Origin of the sequence: Ornithinimicrobium cerasi (assembly GCF_003702705.1) — a bacterium.
GTDB lineage: Bacteria > Actinomycetota > Actinomycetes > Actinomycetales > Dermatophilaceae > Ornithinicoccus > Ornithinicoccus cerasi.
Map to the genome: position 1 here is coordinate 1 of NZ_QZMN01000005.1, position 22,474 is coordinate 22,474.

22 protein-coding genes and 2 tRNA genes are annotated in these 22,474 nt (G+C 68.3%); 14 read left to right on the forward strand and 10 right to left on the reverse strand.

What is annotated here, in order from left to right; translation table 11 throughout:
• The first annotated feature begins 876 nt into the window (after positions 1-876).
• Positions 877-1,059: a hypothetical protein gene (locus D4B81_RS06710; protein WP_122261685.1), complete on the forward strand. Its 183-nt coding sequence runs from the start codon at positions 877-879 to the stop codon at positions 1,057-1,059.
• 204 nt (positions 1,060-1,263) lie between these two features.
• Here the strand turns inward: D4B81_RS06710 and D4B81_RS06715 are convergent, their stop codons facing one another.
• Positions 1,264-2,166, reverse strand: a complete 903-nt coding sequence (locus D4B81_RS06715) for an NAD-dependent epimerase/dehydratase family protein (protein WP_122261686.1) — start codon at positions 2,164-2,166, stop codon at positions 1,264-1,266.
• 634 nt (positions 2,167-2,800) lie between these two features.
• Between D4B81_RS06715 and D4B81_RS06725 the strand changes: the two genes are divergently transcribed.
• The 3 genes from D4B81_RS06725 (at position 2,801) to D4B81_RS06735 (ending at position 5,121) form a co-directional block, all read left to right on the forward strand.
• On the forward strand, positions 2,801-3,127 hold the full coding sequence (locus D4B81_RS06725) for a hypothetical protein (RefSeq protein WP_122261688.1): 327 nt from the start codon (positions 2,801-2,803) through the stop codon (positions 3,125-3,127).
• Positions 3,128-3,311: 184 nt separating this feature from the next.
• Entirely contained in the window at positions 3,312-4,010 is a 699-nt protein-coding gene (locus D4B81_RS06730) for a hypothetical protein (protein WP_202613607.1), read from the forward strand.
• Positions 4,000-5,121, forward strand: a complete 1,122-nt coding sequence (locus D4B81_RS06735; RefSeq protein ID WP_122261689.1) for a helix-turn-helix domain-containing protein — start codon at positions 4,000-4,002, stop codon at positions 5,119-5,121. The genes D4B81_RS06730 and D4B81_RS06735 overlap by 11 nt, the downstream gene beginning before the upstream one ends.
• A 46-nt stretch (positions 5,122-5,167) precedes the next feature.
• Here the strand turns inward: D4B81_RS06735 and D4B81_RS06740 are convergent, their stop codons facing one another.
• Positions 5,168-6,157 (reverse strand): IS481 family transposase, encoded by a 990-nt coding sequence (locus tag D4B81_RS06740; RefSeq protein ID WP_122261690.1) that lies wholly within the window; start codon positions 6,155-6,157, stop codon positions 5,168-5,170.
• A 443-nt stretch (positions 6,158-6,600) separates the two neighbouring features.
• On the opposite strand from D4B81_RS06740, the gene D4B81_RS19135 reads away from it, so the two are divergent.
• The 3 genes from D4B81_RS19135 (at position 6,601) to D4B81_RS18040 (ending at position 8,595) form a co-directional block, all read left to right on the forward strand.
• On the forward strand, positions 6,601-6,723 hold the full coding sequence (locus tag D4B81_RS19135; RefSeq protein ID WP_272914060.1) for a hypothetical protein: 123 nt from the start codon (positions 6,601-6,603) through the stop codon (positions 6,721-6,723).
• Positions 6,724-7,022: 299 nt separating this feature from the next.
• A complete protein-coding gene (locus D4B81_RS18035; RefSeq protein WP_161965021.1) occupies positions 7,023-8,015 on the forward strand; it encodes a hypothetical protein in 993 nt (330 codons plus the stop codon).
• 22 nt (positions 8,016-8,037) lie between these two features.
• Positions 8,038-8,595 carry a hypothetical protein gene (locus tag D4B81_RS18040; RefSeq protein ID WP_161965022.1) on the forward strand — a complete coding sequence of 186 codons (558 nt, stop codon included), beginning with the start codon at positions 8,038-8,040 and terminating at the stop codon, positions 8,593-8,595.
• Between the two features lie 475 nt (positions 8,596-9,070).
• Here D4B81_RS18040 and mobF read toward each other — a convergent pair whose 3' ends face one another.
• The gene (mobF, locus tag D4B81_RS06755; protein WP_161965023.1) at positions 9,071-12,874 is read right to left on the reverse strand and encodes a MobF family relaxase; all 3,804 of its coding nucleotides are present in this window, start codon (positions 12,872-12,874) and stop codon (positions 9,071-9,073) included.
• A gap of 279 nt (positions 12,875-13,153) precedes the next feature.
• Between mobF and D4B81_RS06760 the strand changes: the two genes are divergently transcribed.
• The 4 genes from D4B81_RS06760 (at position 13,154) to D4B81_RS06775 (ending at position 16,300) form a co-directional block, all read left to right on the forward strand.
• Positions 13,154-13,402 carry a helix-turn-helix domain-containing protein gene (locus D4B81_RS06760; protein WP_237565862.1) on the forward strand — a complete coding sequence of 83 codons (249 nt, stop codon included), beginning with the start codon at positions 13,154-13,156 and terminating at the stop codon, positions 13,400-13,402.
• Positions 13,399-14,616, forward strand: coding sequence for a tyrosine-type recombinase/integrase (locus D4B81_RS06765; protein WP_122261694.1), 1,218 nt, complete (start codon positions 13,399-13,401; stop codon positions 14,614-14,616). The genes D4B81_RS06760 and D4B81_RS06765 overlap by 4 nt, the downstream gene beginning before the upstream one ends.
• Positions 14,617-14,741: 125 nt before the next feature.
• The gene (locus tag D4B81_RS06770) at positions 14,742-15,008 is read left to right on the forward strand and encodes a helix-turn-helix domain-containing protein (protein WP_122261883.1); all 267 of its coding nucleotides are present in this window, start codon (positions 14,742-14,744) and stop codon (positions 15,006-15,008) included.
• Positions 15,005-16,300, forward strand: coding sequence for a HipA domain-containing protein (locus tag D4B81_RS06775; RefSeq protein WP_122261695.1), 1,296 nt, complete (start codon positions 15,005-15,007; stop codon positions 16,298-16,300). Before D4B81_RS06770 ends, D4B81_RS06775 begins: the two co-directional genes overlap by 4 nt.
• Before the next feature lie 18 nt (positions 16,301-16,318).
• Here D4B81_RS06775 and D4B81_RS06780 read toward each other — a convergent pair whose 3' ends face one another.
• The 7 genes from D4B81_RS06780 to D4B81_RS06805 form a co-directional block, all read right to left on the reverse strand.
• Positions 16,319-17,023 carry a TetR/AcrR family transcriptional regulator gene (locus D4B81_RS06780; RefSeq protein ID WP_237565863.1) on the reverse strand — a complete coding sequence of 235 codons (705 nt, stop codon included), beginning with the start codon at positions 17,021-17,023 and terminating at the stop codon, positions 16,319-16,321.
• A gap of 180 nt (positions 17,024-17,203) precedes the next feature.
• A complete protein-coding gene (locus D4B81_RS06785) occupies positions 17,204-17,878 on the reverse strand; it encodes a hypothetical protein (RefSeq protein ID WP_122261697.1) in 675 nt (224 codons plus the stop codon).
• 91 nt (positions 17,879-17,969) lie between these two features.
• Positions 17,970-18,758 carry a YsnF/AvaK domain-containing protein gene (locus D4B81_RS06790; RefSeq protein ID WP_122261698.1) on the reverse strand — a complete coding sequence of 263 codons (789 nt, stop codon included), beginning with the start codon at positions 18,756-18,758 and terminating at the stop codon, positions 17,970-17,972.
• Between the two features lie 118 nt (positions 18,759-18,876).
• Positions 18,877-19,671 (reverse strand): mechanosensitive ion channel family protein, encoded by a 795-nt coding sequence (locus D4B81_RS06795; RefSeq protein WP_122261699.1) that lies wholly within the window; start codon positions 19,669-19,671, stop codon positions 18,877-18,879.
• 277 nt (positions 19,672-19,948) lie between these two features.
• Positions 19,949-20,021: transfer RNA gene (locus tag D4B81_RS06800), tRNA-Ala, on the reverse strand.
• A 43-nt stretch (positions 20,022-20,064) separates the two neighbouring features.
• A complete protein-coding gene (locus D4B81_RS18745) occupies positions 20,065-20,193 on the reverse strand; it encodes a DLW-39 family protein (protein WP_220388172.1) in 129 nt (42 codons plus the stop codon).
• 41 nt (positions 20,194-20,234) lie between these two features.
• Positions 20,235-20,308 (reverse strand) — tRNA-Ile (locus D4B81_RS06805).
• Between the two features lie 129 nt (positions 20,309-20,437).
• On the opposite strand from D4B81_RS06805, the gene D4B81_RS06810 reads away from it, so the two are divergent.
• From D4B81_RS06810 to D4B81_RS06820, 3 genes are read left to right on the forward strand one after another with little or no spacing between them, the layout of a single operon-like run.
• The gene (locus D4B81_RS06810; protein ID WP_237565864.1) at positions 20,438-21,370 is read left to right on the forward strand and encodes an ABC transporter ATP-binding protein; all 933 of its coding nucleotides are present in this window, start codon (positions 20,438-20,440) and stop codon (positions 21,368-21,370) included.
• A complete protein-coding gene (locus tag D4B81_RS06815; protein WP_161965024.1) occupies positions 21,367-22,224 on the forward strand; it encodes an ABC transporter permease in 858 nt (285 codons plus the stop codon). The genes D4B81_RS06810 and D4B81_RS06815 overlap by 4 nt, the downstream gene beginning before the upstream one ends.
• A gap of 4 nt (positions 22,225-22,228) precedes the next feature.
• Positions 22,229-22,471 carry a helix-turn-helix transcriptional regulator gene (locus tag D4B81_RS06820; RefSeq protein WP_122261701.1) on the forward strand — a complete coding sequence of 81 codons (243 nt, stop codon included), beginning with the start codon at positions 22,229-22,231 and terminating at the stop codon, positions 22,469-22,471.
• Positions 22,472-22,474 lie beyond the last annotated feature (3 nt).

Here is a 22,474-nt window from a genome sequence, read left to right on the forward strand (position 1 = left end):
AAGCCCGACAAGCGCATCAGGAGGACGTCACCACGTCCAGACCCCCAGCGCTAAACGTCTTCCTATGCCGCGGGGAGGGCGACCGTCCTTAGGAGTCCCTGCGAGCTCGCCAGGCTAACGCCGCCAGCACAGCAGTAGTAGGTGTCCAAATGGTCCGCTCCGGCCAAGACGGCGAGATGCCGTTCATGATGGCGCCGACCCCCATGAGCGCACTGACGCCAGTGAGCACCTGGCGGCGCACGTTCACCGAAGTGTGACGGTTCGCGACCGCAATAGAGAGCCCCGAATAGAACAGGGCCGCTCCAGCGCTCACGACCCTAAGGCGGTTTGGCAGCACACCGCCGTGAGCGCCGCCGTAACTGGCGCGACCCCAAGGGGCGCCAGCGGCAAGTGCAACTTGGAAAGCGGCGACCCCACCTAGACCTACGGCCGTAGCACTACGCTCCAGGGAGCGCGGCCAACCCTTACCACCCGATGTCAGGGAGCTGTCCTCAATCACCGGGTCATCATGCCGCATCCTCATCTGCCGCTGAGGGACTGCCCAAGACTGGTTGGCGTATGTCCATGGCGTTCGTTCGTCTGGCCTTCTTCGCTGGCGGCACGGCGCGGCAGAGGGCAGGCTGGCAGGTCATGCAACTTTGGGATACCCGCGAGGACCTCGAGCGCTTCAACGACGACGTGCACCTCCCCGCTGTCGCCCGGCTGGGCGGCACGGACTTTCCGCAGGCCCCATCGTGCGCGGTGTCGACACCGTCGACGTCTGGATCAGCGATGAGAAGCTGCGCTGAACAGCTCCGCGCCGCCCTGCAGTGTCGCGTGCGGCGTGTTTCGGCACACATTTCGGTCCAGCTGTCCGCTCGGCCGTAGGTTCGCGCTGTGGACTCCAATATCTTCGCCGGTCTTCTCGCGCTCGTGTTTGTCCTGCTGCTTCTCGCCGGGAGGGCGCAGATCGTTAAAGGTGCCAACGCCCAGGTTGCGAACGGAAGCGTCGTGCTGGTGCTGGCCACCCTCGCCGGCGCCGCGGTACTGAACTTCATCGGCGCTCTGGACGTCTGGTAACGACTCACCGCCCGCGCCTTCGTTGCCCGATCGCCGAAGCCGTGCTGGCGCGGTCCTTCGCTCGGGAAGCAAGCTGGAGGTGTGCAGTGCGCGCACAATCTCCGCGCGATCGGAAGGGACCGCACTTGCCGCGAGGGATGATCGACCCAGCGCGTCTTTTCGCCGCGTATGCATCTGGCGGCGAACAGCGGTCGGTGCCCTACGTCAGACCTCTGCCTGAGGAGCGGGCAAGACGTCGCGCCAAGAGTGCTGCGGGGCGTATCCGAGGAGCTCGCGGGCCTTGTCAATGGAGTAGAAAGTCTCGTCACGCCCCATCTGACGATTCAGCTTGACCCCGCCGTAGAAGCGGTCCCGGACCTCCTGGGCCGTCAGGGCGACGGACATGTCCGCGTTGGCGACGTTGAAGACCTCGTAGCCGAGCCCATCGACCTCCAGGCAGCGCTGCACCAGCTGGCTGAGGTCTCGAGTGTCGATGTAGGCGAATATGTTGCGACGCCTCGGCGACGGATCGGCCAGGAAGCCCGGGAACCTCTCGGCGTACTCGTCCGGCTCGATGACGTTGTTGATCCGCAGGCCGTAGACGTCGGCACCGGTGCGAGCCTGGAAGGAGCGCGCCGTTACCTCGTTGGCCACCTTGGACATGGCGTAGGAGTCCTCCGGCACGGTCGGGTGGTCTTCGTCCACCGGCACGTACTGCGGTCGCCGCTCGCCCTGAGCGAAGCAGATCCCGTAGGTGGTCTCCGAGGATGCGAACACGATCTTGCGGACACCCAACCGTGTCGCGGCCTCGAGCACGTTGTACGTACTCAGCACGTTCGTCGCGTAGGTGCTTGCGTCGGACGCGATCAGGATCGCCGGCACCGCGGCGAAGTGCACAACGGCGTCATAGGCAGGCTTCTTCGCCAGCTCCAGCTCCTCCATCCTTGCCAGCCCTGACAACGCCGAGTACGTCTCGCCGGTGTCGGTGAGGTCGACCCTCAGGTCGGCTACGGCCGGATGCCTCAAGGGCACGAGGTCGGCGTTGGTGACCTGATGACCGCGCTCGGCCAAGTAGGTCGCGACGTGCCTGCCAGCCTTGCCGCTACCCCCAGTGAAGAAGATGCGCATAGCTTGATTGAACCACCCGCCCGACTCTCCCCACCGGAAGGACTGTCTCCTTGCCATCCTGGGGGGAGCGTCGCAGTAGCTTCTCTCCCAGGGAGCTGCGAAGCTCGCTCCATGTCTGACAAATCAGTCTTAGAGCCGTGGATCGTCGAGGCCCTACGGGAACATGGCGGCTCGGCAGACCTACTTGATGTCTGCAAGACGGTGTGGCAGAGACACGAGGACGACCTGCGCGCGGCAGGCGACCTCTTCTACACGTGGCAGTACGACATCCGATGGGCCGGCACCAAGCTCCGGCAGCGAGGAATCCTCGCTCCGGCCTCCAGAGAGAAGGCGCGGGAGCCCTGGCGGCTGTTGTAGGTCATGATGTCCCCGCTGTCCGGGAACGCACCCAGGGCACCCCCTAGCGGACCCGGCGTGCTGGGCTGCCGGGTCGTCATCTTCCCACTGGACGGCGGACGGGATGAGGCATCCGCCTCGCGGCCCTGGACGGCGGACGGGAAGAGGCATTCGCCTCGCGGCCCGAGAGTACGTTCGGCAACTCCGGCGGCAGTTCCGGGTGCGGCAAGAGCGGATGTGCGGAGTTCGTGCGATAGGAGCTGACCAGTATGTCGGACCTAAGTAGGACCATGGCGTCATGTGGCACCTCGTCCCGTTGTTCGCGTCGCTGTCCGCCTTCGGCGGCACCCTCATGCAGGCCTACGTCAACCTGAGTCGGCTGAAGGAACTCGACCCGGAGGGGACGAAGAGCTTCAATACTGTGGACGGCTTCCGCACGGAGTACCGGCCGAGCAGGAACCCCATCCGGTGGGCGAAGTCGCAAAGCGTACTTCGACAGCTCCTTGCAGAGTCGCCCGCGGAGGCTGAGCTGTACAACCGCGTGAGGCTTCAGCTCTGGTCGTGGGTACTCCTTGTTCTCGCCTCTGCGGCGGCCGTGGGGACGACTGCTTTCGGACTCCTCTGAACCTCCCCCCGCGCCGAGTCGGTCACGTGCTGTCCACTGTGAACGAACCAGGCGTGGCAGAAGCGGATGGGAACCGCGGATCTGCTCTCGCGCGCGACTGAAGCCGTCATGCGCGAATCGTGTGCCATACTGAAGTCACAGTCCTGGCCGATTCCCCGGTTCCGGACGCGGATTCAGGAGGTACATGGTGGTTCCAGGATCACCCGCCGAGGCCCTCGGCGCCAACGCACCCGGCGTCCGTGACGAGCTCGTCGAGGTTGTGCGGTCGGTGCACGGTCGGTTCGCCGAGGCGCACTTGGTGTCGAGGTCTCGCTACGGAATGGGATTCGGGAGTCAGTGGCGCGATCTACTAGACGAAGCCCACGACGCGCTGACGAAGCACGGCTTCCAATCGCACACGCTGAGCCCCGGTGGGCACAAGGTCGCGGTGGTCCACGGTTGCTTGATCTACGTTTGGCGCGTCCCGGACAACCCAGATGCTGTGAGCAAGTTCGCGTCGAGTCCGACCCGCCAGTCGGGTTTCGGCGCACCGCCGCCTCCGACGATGCTGTTCCAGCCCACCTTTCCCTACGAGGCGGAGTGGAACGAGGGCGATGTGGACACAGCCGAGACCGAGGCCATGCTCGAGGCCGTCTGCAACACAATGCCAGTGGTGCTCGTCATGGTCCGATCGACACCTCGACTGTTGCAGTCGATCGAATGGGCAGTCGCCGACCTCGATGCCGTAGGCAAGGTCCGGCTTCACGGGCATGAAATCATCTGGGAGCCGGAGCTTGTCGCGGCCGCTGCGGTGCCCGGCGTCGAGTCGTTCAGCGAAGGCAGTCCGATCGAACCCGTCGTCGAGCCCCGAAAGCAGGAGGGCACCGATCCGGATGCGCGATGACACCCCGAGCCTGTTCGATCTGTCCGGCTCGGGGCAGACCTACGGCCGCTTCGAGCCCGCGCGTCTGACCCAAGCGCGAGTTCTGCAGTCCGTGACGAAGACGGATCTGGCCGCGAAGGTGGGCGTGTCCGCCGCAGCCATTGGGCAGTACGAGGCCGGGGTCAACTCCCCCCGCGCCGATGTACTTGAGCGCTTAGCGAAGGCACTGGACGTGAGTCCAAGATTCTTCGGCGTGGGTCGTCCGCTAGCACGCATGGACACCGTCCACGCTCACTTTCGGAGTCTTCGATCGGCCCGCGTGAGCGATCGGCAAAAGGCGCTGGCGTCCGCGACGCTGCTGTGGGAGCTAACATTCGCGCTCGAACGCCACGTCAAGCTTCCCGAGGTAGATCTACCCGGGATCAAGCCAGGGGGCTCTCCCTCCGAGGCTGCTGCCCTATTGCGCCTACATTGGGGTCTGCCCGACGGTCCGGTGAAGCACCTGGTCGCCTTGGCCGAGTCACACGGCATCGTCGTGGCCGTGCGCCCGCTGGCCGAGATCGACGCCGTCGATGCCTTCTCGGTCGTCATCGTCGACCGCCCGATCATCATTACGACCCCGCGCAGGACCGAGAACGTGTTCAGGCACCGGTTCTCGATCGCCCACGAGCTCGGGCACCTGCTTCTGCACAACGACTCCGGGGAGCACAGCGCGGCCATCGAGAAGGAGGCCGACGAGTTCGCCGCCGCGTTTCTTACTCCCGCGGCAGCCATGGACGCGGCGCTGCCGCAGCGGCTCGACCTTGCCGCTCTCGACCGACTGGGCCGGACCTGGGGCGTCTCACCGCACTCACTCGTCCGCAGAATGGTCGAGCGCGGTCGCACAACAGAGTCGTCGGCACGGCGGGCCTACCAGCGCCTATCCACAATCGCCGACCCCTTGGCCGACCCAACAAGCGCGTATCCGGGAGAGGTTCCTACGCTGCTGAAGAAGGCCGCAGAATTGGCCGGCGATCACGGTGCGCCCATTCCCGTGCTCGCCGAATCTCTGAGGATCAGCCCAGCGCAGGTCCGCTTCCTACTCGGCGTTGCTGACGAGCGCCCCGTGCTCCGCCTCGTCCGCAGCAAGTGACGGCTTGCTAGGCTCGTCTTAGGTCATGACCCGCCCGGGCGGTGCCCTAGGTGTACTGACCGGGGACGTTGGTCAATCGGCTGAAGGGTGGCTGGTTCCCGCAGGCTGAGTGGGGCCGGTGGTGATTGTAGGCGTGGAGCCAGGCGGGTAGGGCTGCGCGGCGATCGGTCTCGCTGGTGTAGTGCCGGGCGTAGGCCCATCCGTCGGCCAGGGTGCGGTGGAAGCGTTCGATCTTGCCGTTGGTCTGCGGGCGGTACGGGCGGGTGTGCTTGGGCGTGATGCCGAGCTCGGCGCAGGTCTCACGCCACAGGTGCGAGCGGTAGGCGGACCCGTTATCGGACAGGACCCGCTCGACGGGGACGCCGCGCGTGCCCAACCAGGCGACCGCCCGGCGTAGGACGGCGGCCGCGGTGGCGGCGGTCTCGTCGTCGTGGACCTCGGCGTACCCGACGCGGGAGTGGTCGTCGGTGACGGTGTGGACGAATGCGTGGCCCATCTTGGGGTTGTGGTGGGCGTTCCTGGCCTTGCCCGGGGTGCCGGCGCGGTTCTTGTCGCCCTGGGCCCGTCCGACGTAGCGCCAGCCACCGCCGTCGGGGATGTTGCCCAGCTTCTTGACGTCGACGTGGATCATCGACCCCGGGTGGGGGTGCTCGTAGCGACGCACCGGCTCCCCGGTGGCCCGGTCCACGTGGGCCAGCCGGTTCAACCGGCACCGCACCAGGATCTGGTGGGCGGTCGAGGGCGCGACCCCACAGCGCGCGGCGAGCTGGACCGGTCCCTCCCGCAGCCGCAGTCGCAGGCTCACCAGCCGCTTGGTCACCTGCGGCCGGGTCTTGGTCGGCATCGTGCGCGGCCGCGAGGAGAGGTCCTGCATCTCGCGGTCGCCGTCCCGGTACCGGTCCACCCACCGCTTCACGGTGGGCCAGGAGCACTGGAAACGAGCCGCGACCTCGCTGATCGGGTAGCCGTCCTCGACGACAAGCCGGGCGACCTTGAGACGGTGCCGCGGAGTCAGCGCTGCATTAGCGTGGGACATCGGGAGGACCTTTCTGGTGAGTGAACCTTCAGCAGTTCCACTCAACCGCGGGAAGGTCCTCCCTTCACGTCAGCTCAGACCGTGTCGTCACACCGACTCGACCAACCTGTCCGGTCAGTACACCTAGGTGAGGCGCTCCGGCGGCCGGACCGATCTTTGCAAGGGCAATCCAGCAGGGCGCCAGTCAGACGACGAGTCACGACCACCGGAGCACTTGCCATCATGTATGTCGGACGAGAGCACGTAGCCGTCCTCCACGCGGCTACGTGCTTCATTCACGGCAGGATCGGGCCCGGTCAGGCTCGGTCTCAGGTGACCGGGGCGGTCGTGTTCTTTCTGGCTGCCCACGCCCCTGGCGTAAGGCTCACAATTGGCTTGCCTCGTCCCGGTCACCCCCAGGCCTGCGAGAGCCTCAAGAGGGGTATGCCCAGCCGTACGTAGAGATGACCTCCCAGCTCGACACACCGTTGTTGGCGCGAGCAAGGGAGCACAGCATGGACGAGCGGTCACCGCGGCTCGCGATCGGGATGAACCCGCACAAGCGCAGCGTCACGATCGAGGGATGACCGCCGGTGAGGTGATCGTGGGCAGCAGGCCCTCGACGACTGCGAGGGGCACAACCGCATGCTGGCCTACGCCAGGTCGTGGCCGCAGCGGGTCTAGGCGGTCGAGGGCTACGCCGGACGCGACGAAGCGGCCAGTGGTCGTGACGGGTTTGGGCCCACGGTGTCCATCACTGCCGGTAGACCATGTCCTGCTCCTGGGAAGCTTATCGCCTGCGGTTAGTGTGGCTCACGTACGCTCGCCAATCACGCACTTCTGACGGAGGGTCGCAATGTCGCGATATGGACTGAGAGTTTTCGAGTTGAGCATGGTAAAGAATGCCCGCGGTAGGGACATGCTCAATTTCGCAAACCCCTTGGGGTCGGATCCAGAGAAATCGGCGGGGTCATACATCCTCGACGCAGCCACGCAACTAGTTGGAGAGCGTCTCGCCGGACTGCCCAACACCGGCTCTCCGGCAGTTTGGGAACGGCCTGACCTGCAAAACCTTGATAGCACCACTCTTTACAGCCAGATGCGAATCAATAAGGTTGAATCGAACACTGACGATAGGAAGGTGTCCATAGTTCTCGATTACGGCTTCATTGGGGAATTTCCGAGAGCGGTCGGCGATTCGGAAATTGACCTAAAGGGCAGTGCTCCGTCGGGTCGTTTTCGTGCCCTACTCCTCATGCCGGCGGACGGAACGAAGGCTCGCGCGGTGGTCGAAACCCATGGAACGCGCTGCCCAGTAAACATTCTAATGAAATGGTTGTCGTGGACTATGTATGAGGAGGCGACCGCCCCCTCCAAGCCGAACGACTGGATCAACTTGAAGGCCTACCAGCTCGGAGACGCCCAGCGTTTGAGTGAGCTGATCTCAAAGGCCGACAAGGTGGAGATAGAATTGACTGAGCACCACCCCACCAAGCCGGGTGCCCGGGTTCCCGTGTTGCGAAAGATGACCCAGAACGTGACTACGAACGCTGTTAAGACCCGCCTGGGAAAGATGGCCTCGAAGTTCCTGGAAGACAATTATGACAGACAGGGGTACGTCGCGAAGCTGACCAAAATCGCCGGGCTGGACGTGGACCAACTTGCCGATGCTGGCGCACACTTCGACGCCGGCGGTATCCGGGTGACAGAGAAAAACGGCGATTCTCGACTTCTAACGCCGGATAATGCGCGCGACGTGTTTACTTACGACAGAACGGATTTGCAGCGCAGCGATGAGGACTGGCTGAAGACAGCGCTGAACCGGCTCAAGGGCCATCTGTCGGAGGGGACTGATATCTTCGACGGTCTCACGGACTAGAGTTAGGTAGGAGGCTCGCGCGATGCTCCCCATCACAACGTTTCGGGCGCACATTGACGCGCTTCGAAACCAGCGAACCGGTTCGGGTGGGCGTCCCACTTGGACTGCGGTGGCGCTTTACTTAGTGCCTTTCGCAGCGGGCGTTTGGTCCTACGTCGCGACTTGGAACCTGTCGTCTTCGGTGGCCAACCTAATCGGTGGGTTCGCTCTGATTGCCGGCGTGCTAATGGCAGTATTTTCTCTTCTCGCTGGCTGGCGTCGAGAGTTGGAGAACCGAGCATCGAAGCGCCCTTCGTCGGAATCGTGGGCCCGGCGTGAGGTTCATGCGGCGGTTGCCCACACACTGGTTGGAGTTTGGGCGTCCGTAGTGGCGGCCATCATGGTGATTCTCCTGGGTGCGTTGCCTGCTGAATCGTCGGTCGAGCAACTGGTCAACGCCGGAGTCGCGGGTCTGGGGGTCTATATTGCCCTGCTGATAATGGTGATCGTTAACGCCCTACACGCGGGCTATGAGGCTTCCATTGATCTCGATTTGCTTGAGCGCGACAAGCAGGAGCGGGACCAGAGAAGCGAGGTCTAGATAGTGGTGAAGGGGTGGGCCACCGGTGTGGTTGAGTTCGGCTCTGAGTTTCCACCAAAAACCGTGTGGCGGTCCGAGTGTCTCGCTCACGGCTGGGACCTTGGCGGGAACAGCGGCACGTCCATCTTTCCACCTCCCCTAGAGCTCCGTCAGCGCTGCGCAGGTAGTACCGTCGCCAAAGCGAGGGTGGACCTCTTCGACATCATTTGCTCCGGTGCAGGGGACGAAGATGTTGACCTTCGTTCGGTGTGTCACTCTATAGGCATTCTGGGGCCGCCTAATCGCACGCGGGTGCGCCCGACTATTGTGGCTTGATATCCCTGCCGCCATGAAGGTGTGCGTAGCCACTAGCCACAGAAGGCAACGCCTGGGCATCGAGGCCTATCCCGACGTCTGTACAGACGTCCGGTCATCGGCGGTACAGCAATGTATCGACCACGGCGGTGCTTAGGGGACGCCGTCCGCTGCGGATCGGTCATCGGGTGGGGCCCGGAACCTCGCGCGAAGGACCCTCGAAAGTGTGATGTTCTGCGCGTCGCTGGCTGGCTCGGAGGCGCTCACCCGCAGCATTTGGCGTGGGCCTGCGGACAACCGGAGATGGCGCGGTCAGTCGCCGGGCCAGCCTGGCTTGGTGCCTCGCTGCTTCGGGCTCTTTCATGGGCGGCCCGGTGGGGTCGGCGTCGGTGGGTGGGATGCCATGGGCGGCTCGCCAGACCGCGAGGTCGCCGATCAGGCGGTCGTGAGCGTGCCGCGGTAGTGCGCGCCGCCAGGAGACGCGGTCGGGCGCTGCTGACTGCTGCGCCTCGCCGGCAACCCGTTGCTTGAGATCTTCGACGCGCTCGGTCAGGCGGTCAAGGTAGTCACGCACATCTGGTGCCTCTCGAAGCGCCAGCGGGACGTCGGGGAGCCAGGGCAGGGGGGCGTTCCGGTGAGATGGTGGGGTGGTGCCGCTGACGCGCCAGGAGAGGGCGGCGGCAGGGTCGTCGGCCTCGAGCAGGCTCTGCCTGCCGCGGTACCAGGTGGCCTCCTCGATCACGGCCAGAGGTGCGGTTCCGTCGACCCAGCGCAGCGCGAGCTGGCCGCGCAGGTGCGGGTAGGCCGGCTGCTCTATGAGACCCGGTAGCCACCGCTCGAGCGCGTCGTCCAGGTCCGCCATGCGCTCGCGTCCGAGGTGCTGCTGGGCCAGGACCGGTAGCGCGTCCTGGTAGGCCAGCACCGCTTGGCGCAGCAGCTGAGCCGCGTCGCCGCTCTCGACGGTCGTGGCGGACAGCGCACGGCCGTCCCGGGCGAGGATGTCGGTGAGCACCTGCCGCGGCTCCATCGCCGTGTCCTGCACCTCGGGCCCGACACCGTCCAGCGAGGCGGGAGGCGTGGCGAGGTAGAGGTGGTTGGTCTGGCGGCCGCGGGAGAGCGCTACGTACAGCGCCTGACGGGTCTCCGTGCCGGTCAGGACGGTGTGGGAGGTGTCGACGGTCGCGCCCTGGGCTCCGTGGATGGTGCTGGCATACCCCAGCTGGACGTGCTCGGCCACGTACCCGGCCGGCAGGGTGACGTGAGCCGGCCTGCTGACACGCCCGACACGGTGGCGCTCGACCAGGACGGCGCCGTGAGGATGGACTTCGACGACGTGCCATCGGTCGCCGTTCTTGACCCAGGAGCCGTCCCGGTCGCGCAGGGTTCGGTCGTTGCGGCGGGTGATGATCGTGTCCCCGGCACTGGCGCGGGTGCCGTCGCCCAGCGTCACCTCACGTCCGGGCGGTTGTCCGGTGCTGTCGAGGCGGTCCTGCCGGGCGCGCTGGTTCAGCTCACAGACGGTGTCCCGGGTCGCGGCCAGCAGCAGGCTGGACAGCCCGACCTGCTGGTCCGCATTCCAGGCGGCGTACGCCGCCTCGACCACCTCCCCGGTGTCACCGGCGTGGACCCGGCCGTGGTCGTGGTAGTGGTCCAGGACGGCGGGGTCGCCGTCGCGGATCGCAAGGGTGGCCGCGCCTTCGGCCGGGTCGGTGAACCGGTGCAGCTCGGTGAGGGTGACGGTGGAGCCGTGCGCGTGCCCCTGCTCGGCCAAGTCTCGAAAGATCCCGCCGGCCGCGACGGCGGCCAGCTGCTGGTCGTCCCCGACCAGCCGGACACTGCCTCCGACGTCGACGACCTGCCGGACCACGGCCACCAGGTCGCGGGTGCCGGCCATCCCGGCCTCGTCGATCAGCACCAACGTCCCCGGCCCCACACCGTGGATTGCGTCACCTCCGTGGTCGGCGGCCGAGTGGCCAGCTGTGCTGGTCTGGTGGAGGTACTTAGCGAGGGTGTCGGCGCCGATGCCTGTGGCGCTTCCCAGCTCCTCGGCCGCGACCGCGGTCGGGGCCAGACCCAGGACCGTGCCGCCGGAGGCCTCCCAGGCCCGGGCCAGCACGCGCAGCGCAGCGGTCTTGCCCGCCCCTGCCGGGGCGAGGGCGACCTGCACCCGGCACCCGCTCATGGCAAGGGTGCGGACCATCGTCGCTTGCGACCGATCCAGGCTCGGCCCATCTCCACTCTGGGCAGCCAGGACGTCCTCCACGAGGACCAGGTTGGCCTGTCGGCCGTCGCGCCGGAGGCCCAGCGCGAGCAGCTCCTCCTCGGCGGCCAGGATCGCCTTCGAGGTGTAGGCCTGGCCGCCGTGCACCGTGTGCGCAGACTGCCCGTCCGGGCGGCGCAGCACCTCAGGTTCGCCCAACTGCGGCGGTACTCCGACCGGCACCGAGAACCCCTGCAGGACCCAACGCTCGACCTCCCGCCCGTGCTCCTCGAGCCGCGCCAGCGGCACCTGCGCGGTCCGGAGCTGGCGTAGCGCCTCGGCACGCACATGCCACACCTGCCACGTCGCCCGCGACCCCTCCAACACCTTCACGACACGCGCGGCGACCACCTGGGGACGCACGTCCCCACCCCGCCGCTGCCGGAGGTGTCCCGGCAGCGTCCCCACCCGATGACCTGCAGAGATACCCGTCTCTGGGCCGCGTCCCCGGTTGCGTCCCCACCCCGCCCCCACCGCCGATGCGACCATCTCCTCCGGGCTGCGTCCGTCGTGGGCTAGCACGGTGGTGGCCTGCGCGCGCCAGGTCTGGCGTTGGTCGGCCTCGGAGCGGGGTTCGTGCTTGTCCGGTCGCGTCTCCAGGTTCGCCTGCTGCGCCAGCGCCAACGACTCAATCGTGGTCGGTGCCCGGCTGTGGTCGGCACGGAAGGCCGAGGCGAGCTCGCGCTGCCGGGCCTCGATCACCTGCCGCCGCGATGACCAGGCACTGAGCAGGGCCGGGGTGACACCGTCGATCTCCCGCACCGGACGCTTGCCCTCCATCCCCGGGCGGTCGACGAACCTGACCCCGAGGCGGTCCACGAGCCCGGCCTCCAGGTGGGTGTTGTAGTGCTCGGAGGCCATCACCTTGGCCTTGAACAGCATCCGCCCGTCCAACGTCAACCACCGCCCGCCCTCCTCCGGCAGGGACTGCACCTTGTTCGAGACTACGACGTGGGTGTGCAGATCCGGGTCCCCGGTGCGCGAGTCGCGGTGGTCGAACGCCGCCGCCACCAACCCCACCACGGGGACCTGACGGATCCCGCCCTTGCCCACCCTCGTGAACGCGACCTCACGCTCCAGCAGCGCCAGCGTGGCGCGGACCGCGTCCTGGTGCGCGGCCTCCACCTGCTGGGCGACGTCGGTCGGGGCCAGGGCCCACAGGGCCGAGACCGACTTCACCGGCGAGAACGTCAGGTCGAACCCGGCCACCGGCACCTGCGCCGGCCGCGACGCCTTCGCCACGAACCTCGTCAGCTCGGCCTCGTCCACGGGTGCCCGGCCGTGCCGCTGCTCGAACGCCTCCCGGGCGACCTGCGTCCTGATTGCAGCCCGCTCCTCCGCCGGGATGGAGGCGTTCCACGCCAGCCCGCGGCTGGTGTTGTGCTCGCTGAACGCCCGCGCCGTCACCTGCCGCAGCGTCGTGGCGTCGAACGTCGGAAACGCCCGGCCCAGCTGGCCCCACCTGCGCGCGGCGGCCTCGGGTTCGTCGGAGCGGGGGTGGCGGCCCTGCCCGAACAGCAGCTTCATCTGCTCCTCGGTCACCACGTCACCCTCGGTCAGATCCAACCCGGCCAGGCCGGTGCCCAGCCAGCGACCCGGCGTCTCACCCTTCTCCTCGTAGTAGGAGGCGAGGCCGACCTGCCGCTTCTCGGTGGCGTCGTGGGCCGCGACCTGCTTCGTCAGGTACTTGTACCCGCTGCCCGCGGCGAGCTTGTGCAACGTCATCACGTATACCAAATGCGGCCGAGCGAGCCTCAGGGGTTCACGAGTTTCGCCGAGTGCACCAGGTGTGTCCTCCATCTGCTGCTGCTGGGTGTCGGTCGGTCGCGGACCTGCTCGGAAAAAAGTTTGAAGAAAGTGAGTCCCGGAGGGGGGTCTAGTCCGCTTATGGGGGGTAGGCAGGTTCGTCGTCCGGGTGGGTTATCCACAGGGACGGTCGAGTGCCTGTCTGGTCCGCACGGGATCTGGCCTACTGGAGGTTGGTCCCTGACGAAGGGAGTGGACATGTCAACGATGGCAAGCGGGAGTCCGGAGCAGCGGCGCAAGGCGCCGGTCGGCCCGATCCAGCGGCGGTGGTACACCGTGGCCGAGGTCGCGGAGATGCTCGGCTACGGACCGACCAAGGTGCGGATGATGTGCATCAGCGGCGACCTGCGCTCGCTGAAGGACGGTGGGTCGCGCCGCATCCTGCCGGCGTGGGTCGACGAGTACGTCGCCATGCGGGCCGCTGAGGCAGAGGCGGACTGGCCGTGAGCCGGCGGGCGAACGGCGAGGGCTCGATCTACCCGTACCGGAACGGCTTCGCCGCGCACGTGTGGATCACCACCCCAGCGGGCCGGCGCCAGCGCAAGTCCGTCTACGGGAAGACCAGGGCCGAGGTCCACGAGAAGTGGCTGCGCCTGCACGAGCGGGCAAGGCGTGGCCCGGTCGTCCCGGTCTCGCCCAAGCTGCGCGACTTCCTCGAGCAGTGGCTGACGGAGACCGTTCGGCCCGGGCTCTCGCCGGCCACCGCGAGCAACTACGAGATGTTCACCCGGCTCTACATCGTCCCCGACCTGGGGGACCGCAGCCTCGAGAAGCTGGCGGTCCGCGACGTCCAGACCTGGGTCAACGAACTGAGGGTGCGCTGCCAGTGCTGCTTTCAGGGCAAGGACGCCGCCCGGCCGGAGCCGCAGTGCTGCGCGCGTGGGCAGTGCTGCCACGAGGTCGCGTCGGAGTGGACGGTCCATCAGGCGTGGCGGGTGCTCCGCGGGGCGCTGACCCAGGCGATGCGGGAGGAGCTTGTGTTCCGCAACGTGGCCGCGCTCGTACGCGTGCCCGTGCCCCGGGCGAAGCGATCAGCCGTGTGGTCGGTCGACGACGCGCGGCGCTTCCTCGAGTCCGCACGTGACGCCGGGGACGCGATGTATGCGGCCTACGTGCTGCTCCTCGTACTCGGGCTGCGGCGCGGGGAGGTGCTCGGCCTGGCGTGGGAGGACGTCGACCTGGAGCAGGGCGAGGCCTACATCGCCTGGCAGGTCCAGCGGGTCGACGGCCAGCTGCTCCGGCGGCGGACAAAGACCCCCTCCTCGGACGCGCCGCTGCCCCTGCCGGACATCGCGGTGCGGGCCCTCGAGCAGCACCGGGCCGAGGAGGAACGGCGACGGGTGGCCGCCGGCGACATGTGGGGCGACTGCGGCCTCGTCTTCACGACCCGCCTCGGCGACCCGCTCGACCCGCGCAACTTCCATACGGCGTTCAAGACCCGGGCAGGCAAGGCCGGCGTCCCGATTATCCCCGTGCACGCGACGAGGCGGACCTGCGCGAGCCTGCTCGTCGCGCTCGACGTGCACCCACGGGTGGCGATGGCGGTGCTCCGGCACAGCCGGATCTCGATGACCATGGAGGTCTACTCCCAGGTCTCGTCGCAGGCCACGCGCGAGGCACTGCGCGAGCTCGGCGGACGGCTGGGCGGCTCGGTTGGCTAGACCGGCTGTGGCCCCCTGTGCGACAACGAAGATGTCGCGGTTCGACGACAAATGCACATGTCGCGGTACTGTGATATTCCGAGATGTCACAGATCTGTGACATCTACGGTTGGGAGGTGGGTCGCATGCTTAGGACGGTCCGAGACGTCGGTGCGGCGGTGCGCCGAGCACGCCGGGAGGCCGGGCTCACTCAGCAGGCTCTCGCGGACCGGGCGGGGGTCTCCCGCCAGTGGCTCTCCCGCGTGGAAGCGGGGAAGGGTCCCTCCGCCGAGATGGGCAAGGTGCTCGACGTCCTTGCCGCGCTCGGACTCGCGGTCGACCTGGTCACCACCCCCGTGGCCGAGGCCACGGACGATGACCCGTTTGCCGGTCTCTTCGAGGACGGCTCATGACGGCGTTCCTGAACGTCTACCTCGACGGCGTCCTTGCCGGACAGCTGGCGCAGACCCCTGGTGGGGCGTTTGCCTTTGCCTACGACAGTTCCTACACCGCCCGTGCCAACCCCACGCCGCTCTCGCTGTCGATGCCGCTGAGTGGGTCGCGGCACTCGAACCGTGTCGTCGCCGCCTGGCTCGAGGGGCTCCTCCCGGACAACCTCGCCGTGCGGGAGGAGTGGGCTCGTAGGTTTGAGGTGTCAGCGCGCAACCCGTTTGCCCTGCTTCGGCACGTCGGGCGCGATGCCGCGGGGGCCGTGCAGGTGCTTCCCGTCGACGTCGACCCACCGGATGCAGCTCGGCGCACGGGCGACGTCCGCCGGCTCACCGTAGACGAGCTCTCGGGTCTTCTTCTGCGCCTGACGGTGGGGGACCACGGCTGGGACGTCGGTGCCGGTTCCGGACGATGGAGCCTGGCGGGAGCGCAGAACAAGGTGGCGCTGCACCGCCTCGACGACGGCGGGTGGGGTGTTCCCCAGGACGCGACGCCGACGACGCACATCTTCAAGCCGACCCGCGCCGGCACCCGCTTCGAGGACCTGCACGTCAACCAGTTCGTCTGCCTGCGTGCCGCGGGTCTGCTGGGCCTGCGCGTCGCCCGGGTGGACCTGGTCGACGTCGGCGGGGCCAAGACGCTGGTCTCCACCCGCTACGACCGCGGTCGCGGACAGGACGGGATGTGGTTGCGCCTCCATCAGGAAGACCTGCTGCAGGCCATGAGATACCCACCGACCAAGAAGTACCAGTCCGACGGCGGCCCCAGCGTCAAGAACGTCGCCTCGCTCCTGTCGACGCTGACCCTCGCGGACCGCGATGCCGTGCGGTCGGCGTTCTTCGACGCCTTCGCCTTCAACGTCCTGGTGGGCGGGACCGACGCCCACGCGAAGAACTACTCCCTGCTCCTGCGCGGGCCACGGGTGGCCCTGGCACCCCTCTACGACGTCGCGTCCTATGCGCCGTACCTGAAGAGGGGCGAGGCGGTGCGGAGCTCGATGAAGGTGGGGCGCACCTGGCTCGTCCGCGACGTGACCGTCGAGGACTGGGCGGCGGTCGGCCTCTCCCTGGGTCTGCGCGCGACCGAAGCCGTGGATCGCGTGGAGCAGCTGCGCACGGGCCTGCCCGAGGCGGTGGTAGCAGCGGCTGAGGCCGCACCCGCGCCCTTCGTCGAGGCCGCCCGCCGGGTCGCGACCGCCGTCGCTGCGCAGGGCCACCTCCAGGCTTCGCGTCTGCCGCGCGGACAGCTGAGTTGAATCAGTGCCGCGCCGGTCTCACTGGCTCAGGGACATCTCGAACCTGTCGATGAGGGTCTCCAGGGCGATCTCGAACTCCTGGGCGCTCTTGTCCTGGCTCAGCAGAGGCCGCAGCCGGGTGATGGTGGGCATCTGCGTGAGGTCGAGGTCGGCGTCGTTGCCGGGGATGTCGGCGTTGCCCTCGTCGAGGGGTTCTTCGACCGGGCCGGTCTCGGCGCCTTGCTGCGCCGATTCCAGCAGGAGATGACCGAGCAGGAAGGAGCTGAACGCCTGGTAGGCCTCGACGGTCTGCTCGTCGGAGAAGCCCTTGCTACCCAAGGTGGCCAGGAAGTGCTCGACGATGTCGAGCCGGCGCAGGGGTGGGCGCAGCCAGGGAGCGGCGGGGTGCCGGGTGGCGACGAGGGGGAAGGCGTGGGGGTGTTCGCTGGCCACTTCGCGCACCTGGTGCGCCAGTGTCTGCAGGTAGCCCTGCCACGTGCTGGTGAGGTCGTCGTCGAGGCTGGGGAGCATCCCTTCCAGGAGATGGTCGACGACGGCCTCCAGAAGGTCCTCGCGACCTGAGACATGGCGGTACAGGGCCATCGCCTCCACACCCAGCTCTGCCCCCAGCTTGCGCATGGTCAGTCCCTGGGCGCCGTGGGTGTCGATGAAACGCAGCGCCGAGTCCACGATGAGGTCCCGGCTCAACCGGGTGCGCGTCGCGGTGCTCCTGGGTCCGGCCACTTGGAGGCCCCCTCGCGTGTCGACTGCGTAGACGAGGACCACGGTAACCCCATCCCTTCGCGCGCTCGTGCTCGGCCCCGGCCGGGCAGTGCGCCGCGCGGCAGCCTCGCTCCCTCAGCGAGGCTCCCACGCGGCGGAGCGGCCGGGCGGCCGGGTCTCAGCGGTGGTGGTCCCGAGGTCTCAGCGGTGCTCGCCCAGGCCGGCCCTGTCGACGTTGCGGTGGAAGCGCATGCCGGTCAGGCCACCCAGGACGGCGCCGACGAGGGTGGTGACGGCGACGGCGAGCAGCGCGAGGATGCCGGTGGTGGTGGCGTCCTCGGCGCTGACCGGGATGGCGGGCAGGGCGTCGAGCTGGGAGAGGACGTTGAACCGGTCACCGGCGACCAGACCGAGCACGGTCACGACCACGGCGATCAGGATCGCCCAGAGCCAGACGGCCAGTCCCTGCTTCAGCCCGTCGAAGCGGGCCATCCGGCCGGCCACGTAGCCGCCGGCGAGGTAGGCGACGAAGAGGACGAGCAGCAGGAGGACGGCGCTGCCGATCCCGACGGCCTGCGCGTTGTCACCGGCGTCGGCAGCCGCGTCCTCGACGGTGGTGTCGGTGGCGAAGCCGATCGCGCTGCCTGCCGCTGCGACCAGCGCCGCGAGGAGCACGGTGGTGCCGACGGCGGTCAGCCACCCGAAGAAGCCCGCGCCGACCTTCATGCCGCCGTAGGCCTCCTCCTCCCGTTCCTGGACGATGCGACGGTCCGCCTCGGTGATCGTGGTGCGGTCGGTGTCTCGGTGGGTGGTGCCCGGGGTCGGGTCGGGGCTGGTGCTCGTGGTGGGGCGGTTCTCGCCCGTGCTGGTGCTCATCTAGGGTCGTCCATTTCTCTGGTTGGTGCCGGGCCCGTCACGGCCCCGCCGCCGGGTCGGGCGGCGGGGCCGTGAGGGGCTGCGGGGGTGGTCAGGCGCGGTCGGTGCGGCCCTCGCCGAGGTCGGCCTCGATCTGCTCCTTGCGGACGTCCTCGGTGACCTGCACCTGCTCGGTGACGGTCTCCTTGCCCAGGGCGACGCGCTCGACCGGGACGGTTTCCTTGTCCACCACGACGCGCTCCTCGGACAGGACCACCTCGTGCTCCTCCTCGGTCAGCTCACCACCGGCCATGGCCTGGCCGCGGTTGGCCTCGGTGATGGGCTCGCGCTCCAGGCGCACCTCCTCGCGCTGCACCGGGACGGTGGTGCTCACGTTCTCGGTCACGACGTACTTGCGCAGCCGGGCCCGACCGGCCTCCACCCTCTCGGTGTGGACGTCCAGATGCTCCTCCGAGCGGGTCATCGCCTCGTCGGTGTTCGGGCCTGACGTGTCGTGCCCGACGTTCATGTCCACGTCACCAGCCCGGGCGACGCTCTCCTGGCGGCCGGACGCGTCGCCGCCGGCGCCGTCGATGCCGTAGTAGCGGTAGAGCTCGGCCTCCTGGTCCTCGCTGAGGTGGTCGTCGACGTTCACCCGGGGGGCGTTCTTGATGAACTCCGTGGCGTAGGGCACGCGGACCTCGTTGCCCTGGACGGTGGCGGCCTGCAGCGGGACGAACGTCTCGCTGGTGCCGAACCACCCGGTGCTGACAGTGACCCACTCGGGGTCGCCGCTCTGGTCGTCCAGGAAGACCTGGCCGACCTTGCCGACCTTGCTGCTGGACTCGTCCAGGACGACGCCGTCGTCGAGGAGGTGGCGAACTTGCTCTTCGGTGATCATGGGGATTCTCCGGTCTTCTTGAGGATGTTTACAACGTAAACTTACGCTGCCGGTGGCTGGCCAGCAACCTGGCACGACGCGGTGCCCGGTGGCGACCCAGCTCGGGGTTGGCCGTGGCTCAGTGCTTGTCGCGGTCGAACGGCACGTCGGCCGGGCTCGCGCCGTGGCCGGTACGGGTGCCGGCGTCAGCCGCCTCGACCTTCGCCTTGGCCTGCTGCGCCTGCTCCTTCAGCGAGGGGGCCTTGGCCGCCTCGGCCTTGATGTTCTCCGACTCGGTGGCCATGGTGTCCAGGTAGCGCTCCCACCGGGTCTGCATCGGCTTGATCAGGCCACCGCCGACCCCGACGACGAGGATGCCGCCGACGGTCGCGAGCACGGTGATCAGGACGGGCAGCGTCACGGTGGTGGCGATGCCCACCTGGTTGAGGGCCGCGATCACGCCCAGGCCCAGGACGAACACGGCGGCCACGTTGGCCAGGATGTTGCCGTAGGACAGCCCGCCGAGGGTGTTGGAGATGAGCTCCTTGACCGCCGCGGCGATCGCGGCCGCGATGACGATGATGACGATGGCGACGATGACGCTGGGCAGGAAGGCGATCACCCGGGTGAGCAGCTCACTGATGGGGTTGGGCCCGAAGACCCCGAACGCCATCTGCAGCACGAACAGCAGGAGGGTGTAGTACACGAGCTTGCCCACGATCGAGGAGGCGTCGTACTTCGACCCTGCCAGGGCCTTCTTCACGCCGCCGCGCTCGACCGCTCGGTCGAACCCGACTCGCTCGAGCACCTTGTCGACGGCCTTGCCGATCGCCTTGGCCACCAACCACCCCACCACGATGATGAGCAGGAACAGGACGACCTTCGGGACGTACACGACCAGGGTGGTCCACAGCTGGTCCAGCGCGTTGTTCATGACGACTTCTCTCTTCTCACGGAATGCTTACAACGTATGTTTACGCAGTAAACGCCGCGTGCGCAAGTCCGGGGGCCCAGCGCGGAGTGCTCGACACCGGAGGGTGTCGGCTGAGCTGAGAGGCCCCACCGACCTGACGTCCACGTGCGCGAGAACCCCCTGCCCACCGCATACCTGCAGGTCACAGCGTTGCGCAGCACATCTGCTGCAGTACTTCCCTGGGGTACGGGCACGAAAGAGGCCCTTCCCGGAACCCGGGAAGGGCCTCTGACCTGGGTGGAGGCGAGGGGACTCGAACCCCTAACCCCCTGCTTGCAAAGCAGGTGCGCTACCAATTGCGCCACGCCCCCGTGGTGCCCGGATGGACCGGGCGGGGTGTTCAGTTTGCCGGACCTACTGGCCCGGGTCGGTCACGTCGTCGGTGGCCTCGGCCCACAGGTCGCGCTCCGCCTGGGAGTCCTGCATCTTCTTCAGGACGGCCAGGCCGGCCGCGGCCGCCGCCAGGAGGAGGAATCGCCTCATGGTCATCTCCCAGGATCGGTTGACGTGATCGAGCGGGTGGGTGGGCCTAACAGGACTTGAACCTGTGACCTCTTCCTTATCAGGGAAGCGCTCTAACCGTCTGAGCTATAGGCCCTCCACGTGCTGACGCACGCGAGGATCGAGATTACCCCACCGGCTCGACACCGCCCAAATCTGCGGGGCGGACCGCCAGAGCGCTGAGCAACTCTCCCACGGTATGTAGCAGTCCTGCTACCGTGCTCGCGTGACTACGTACGGGGAGACGGTCGTCCGCTGCCGGGGGTTGTCGATGGCCTACGGGGCGAAGGTGGTGCTCGACGCGGTCGACCTCGACATCCCGCGGGGACAGGTCGTCGCGCTGCTCGGCCCCAACGGGGCCGGCAAGACGACCACGGTGGAGATCCTCGAGGGCTTCCGCCGCCCCGGCGCCGGCGAGGTGGAGGTGCTCGGCGTCGACCCGGCGCACGCGCCGGAGGCCTGGCGGGCCCGGGTGGGGGTCGTCCTCCAGAGCTGGCGCGACCACGGCACCTGGCGCGTCGCCGAGCTGCTGGAGGTCATGGGCGCCTACTACGCCCCCTACGCCACGCCCGAGGTGCAGCGCCCGTGGGACACCGAGGAGCTGCTCGAGCGGGTGGGCCTGGCCGACCACCACCGGCAGCGCATCGACCGGCTCTCCGGGGGGCAGCGTCGCCGGCTCGACGTCGCCATCGGTCTGGTGGGCCGCCCCGAGCTGCTCTTCCTCGACGAGCCGACGACCGGGCTGGACCCGGCCGGCCGCCGGGACGTGCACGACCTTGTCGCCGACCTCGCCGACCTCGACACGACCATCCTGCTGACGACCCACGACCTGGCGGAGGCTGAGAAGGTGGCCGACCGGCTCCTCATCCTCGCCGGGGGCGCGATCGTCGCCGACGGCAGCCCCGACGAGCTGCGCCTGCAGTTGTCCCGGTCCAGCGAGGTGCGGCTGCGCGACCTGACCACCGGGGAGGTGAGCGTGCACGCCGAGCCGGACCCCACGGCATACCTGACCGAGGTGCTGACCGCGCGCCGCGGCGAGGTCCAGGTGGTCGAGGTGCGCGCGGCGTCCCTGGAGGACGTCTACCTCGACATCGTGCGGCGGGCCGAGGCCGGCGACGACCTCGGCTCCCTGCGCAGCCTGCAGGAGGTGACCCGGTGACCGGCCGGGGCGTGCCGGGCGCCGTGCTGCGGGCCGCCTGGCGTCAGGCCGGGACGACGCTGCGGCGCAAGTACACGACCGCGGCGGGCCTGGGCAGCGTCGTGACCGTCGTCATCGTCCTGGGAGTCCTCCTCCTCGTCCGCGACGTCGACTTCTCCGGCGGGCAGGTCGCCGCCGGGGGATACCTGCTCAGCGGCTTCCTCGCCTTCGGTGCGGTCGCCGCGGCGGTCATGGGGGTGGCCGGCGAGCTGCAGACCGAGCGCGAGGACGGCACCCTCCTGCGCGCCAAGGCGGTGCCCCACGGCATGAGCGGGCACCTGATCGCCAAGCTCCTCGTCACCCCCCTGGACGCGCTCGTCCCGGTGATCCCGATGGTCGTGGGCGCCTCGATCCTCCTCCCGGGCACGATGCCGACCGACCTCGGCCGCTGGCTCCTGCTGCTGCTCGTCTACCTCCTCGCCGTGGCGGCGATGCTGCCCTGGGGCGCCGTGCTCGGGTCGGTCTTCCGCACGATGATGGGGCTCGCGTGGTCGATGATCGCGATCTACGGCCTGGCCGCCCTCTCCAGCCTCTTCTTCCCCGTCACCGCGATGCCGACCTGGCTCCAGTGGGTGGCGCAGGCCAGCCCGCTCTACTGGATCGGCCTCGCCTTCCGCTGGGTGCTGCTGCCGGAGAGCGCGGCGGTGGTCGAGATCGGCGGGGTATGGCGTGCCGGCGTCACCCTCGCGGTCCTCGCCGCCTGGGCCGTCGTCGGGATGATCGTGGCCCCGGTGCTGCTGCGGCGGATGGCGCGACGGCAGTCGGGCAGCGTCGTCGCGGCCGCGCGCGAGCGGGTCCTCAACAAGGGCTACTGAGCGCGTGACGCCCCGGCCGGAGGAGACGGGAGCCATCCACAACCGGATCGCCATGCTCCGCCTGGAGCGGGGGGTCAGCCGGCGGGAGCTGGCGGAGGCCCTCGGGGTGCACTACCAGACCGTGGGCTACCTCGAGCGGGGTGAGTACAGCCCCTCGCTCCTCCTCGCGCTGAGCATCGCCCGCTACTTCGACGTGCCGGTCGAGGTGGTCTTCTCCCTCGAGCCGTTCCCGCGCCTGGGCAGCTGAGGC

What these genes read in the sequence shown, in the direction of transcription:
- D4B81_RS06715 (WP_122261686.1), bottom strand. Translation starts at nt 2,166, where the DNA reads ATGCGCATCTTCTTCACTGGGGGTAGCGGCAAGGCTGGCAGGCACGTC.
- D4B81_RS06725 (WP_122261688.1), top strand. Translation starts at nt 2,801, where the DNA reads ATGTGGCACCTCGTCCCGTTGTTCGCGTCGCTGTCCGCCTTCGGCGGC.
- D4B81_RS06730 (WP_202613607.1), top strand. Translation starts at nt 3,312, where the DNA reads ATGGTGGTTCCAGGATCACCCGCCGAGGCCCTCGGCGCCAACGCACCC.
- D4B81_RS06735 (WP_122261689.1), top strand. Translation starts at nt 4,000, where the DNA reads ATGCGCGATGACACCCCGAGCCTGTTCGATCTGTCCGGCTCGGGGCAG.
- D4B81_RS06740 (WP_122261690.1), bottom strand. Translation starts at nt 6,157, where the DNA reads ATGTCCCACGCTAATGCAGCGCTGACTCCGCGGCACCGTCTCAAGGTC.
- D4B81_RS19135 (WP_272914060.1), top strand. Translation starts at nt 6,601, where the DNA reads ATGACCTCCCAGCTCGACACACCGTTGTTGGCGCGAGCAAGGGAGCAC.
- D4B81_RS18040 (WP_161965022.1), top strand. Translation starts at nt 8,038, where the DNA reads ATGCTCCCCATCACAACGTTTCGGGCGCACATTGACGCGCTTCGAAAC.
- mobF (WP_161965023.1), bottom strand. Translation starts at nt 12,874, where the DNA reads ATGACGTTGCACAAGCTCGCCGCGGGCAGCGGGTACAAGTACCTGACG.
- D4B81_RS06760 (WP_237565862.1), top strand. Translation starts at nt 13,154, where the DNA reads ATGTCAACGATGGCAAGCGGGAGTCCGGAGCAGCGGCGCAAGGCGCCG.
- D4B81_RS06770 (WP_122261883.1), top strand. Translation starts at nt 14,742, where the DNA reads ATGCTTAGGACGGTCCGAGACGTCGGTGCGGCGGTGCGCCGAGCACGC.
- D4B81_RS06775 (WP_122261695.1), top strand. Translation starts at nt 15,005, where the DNA reads ATGACGGCGTTCCTGAACGTCTACCTCGACGGCGTCCTTGCCGGACAG.
- D4B81_RS06785 (WP_122261697.1), bottom strand. Translation starts at nt 17,878, where the DNA reads ATGAGCACCAGCACGGGCGAGAACCGCCCCACCACGAGCACCAGCCCC.
- D4B81_RS06790 (WP_122261698.1), bottom strand. Translation starts at nt 18,758, where the DNA reads ATGATCACCGAAGAGCAAGTTCGCCACCTCCTCGACGACGGCGTCGTC.
- D4B81_RS06795 (WP_122261699.1), bottom strand. Translation starts at nt 19,671, where the DNA reads ATGAACAACGCGCTGGACCAGCTGTGGACCACCCTGGTCGTGTACGTC.
- D4B81_RS18745 (WP_220388172.1), bottom strand. Translation starts at nt 20,193, where the DNA reads ATGAGGCGATTCCTCCTCCTGGCGGCGGCCGCGGCCGGCCTGGCCGTC.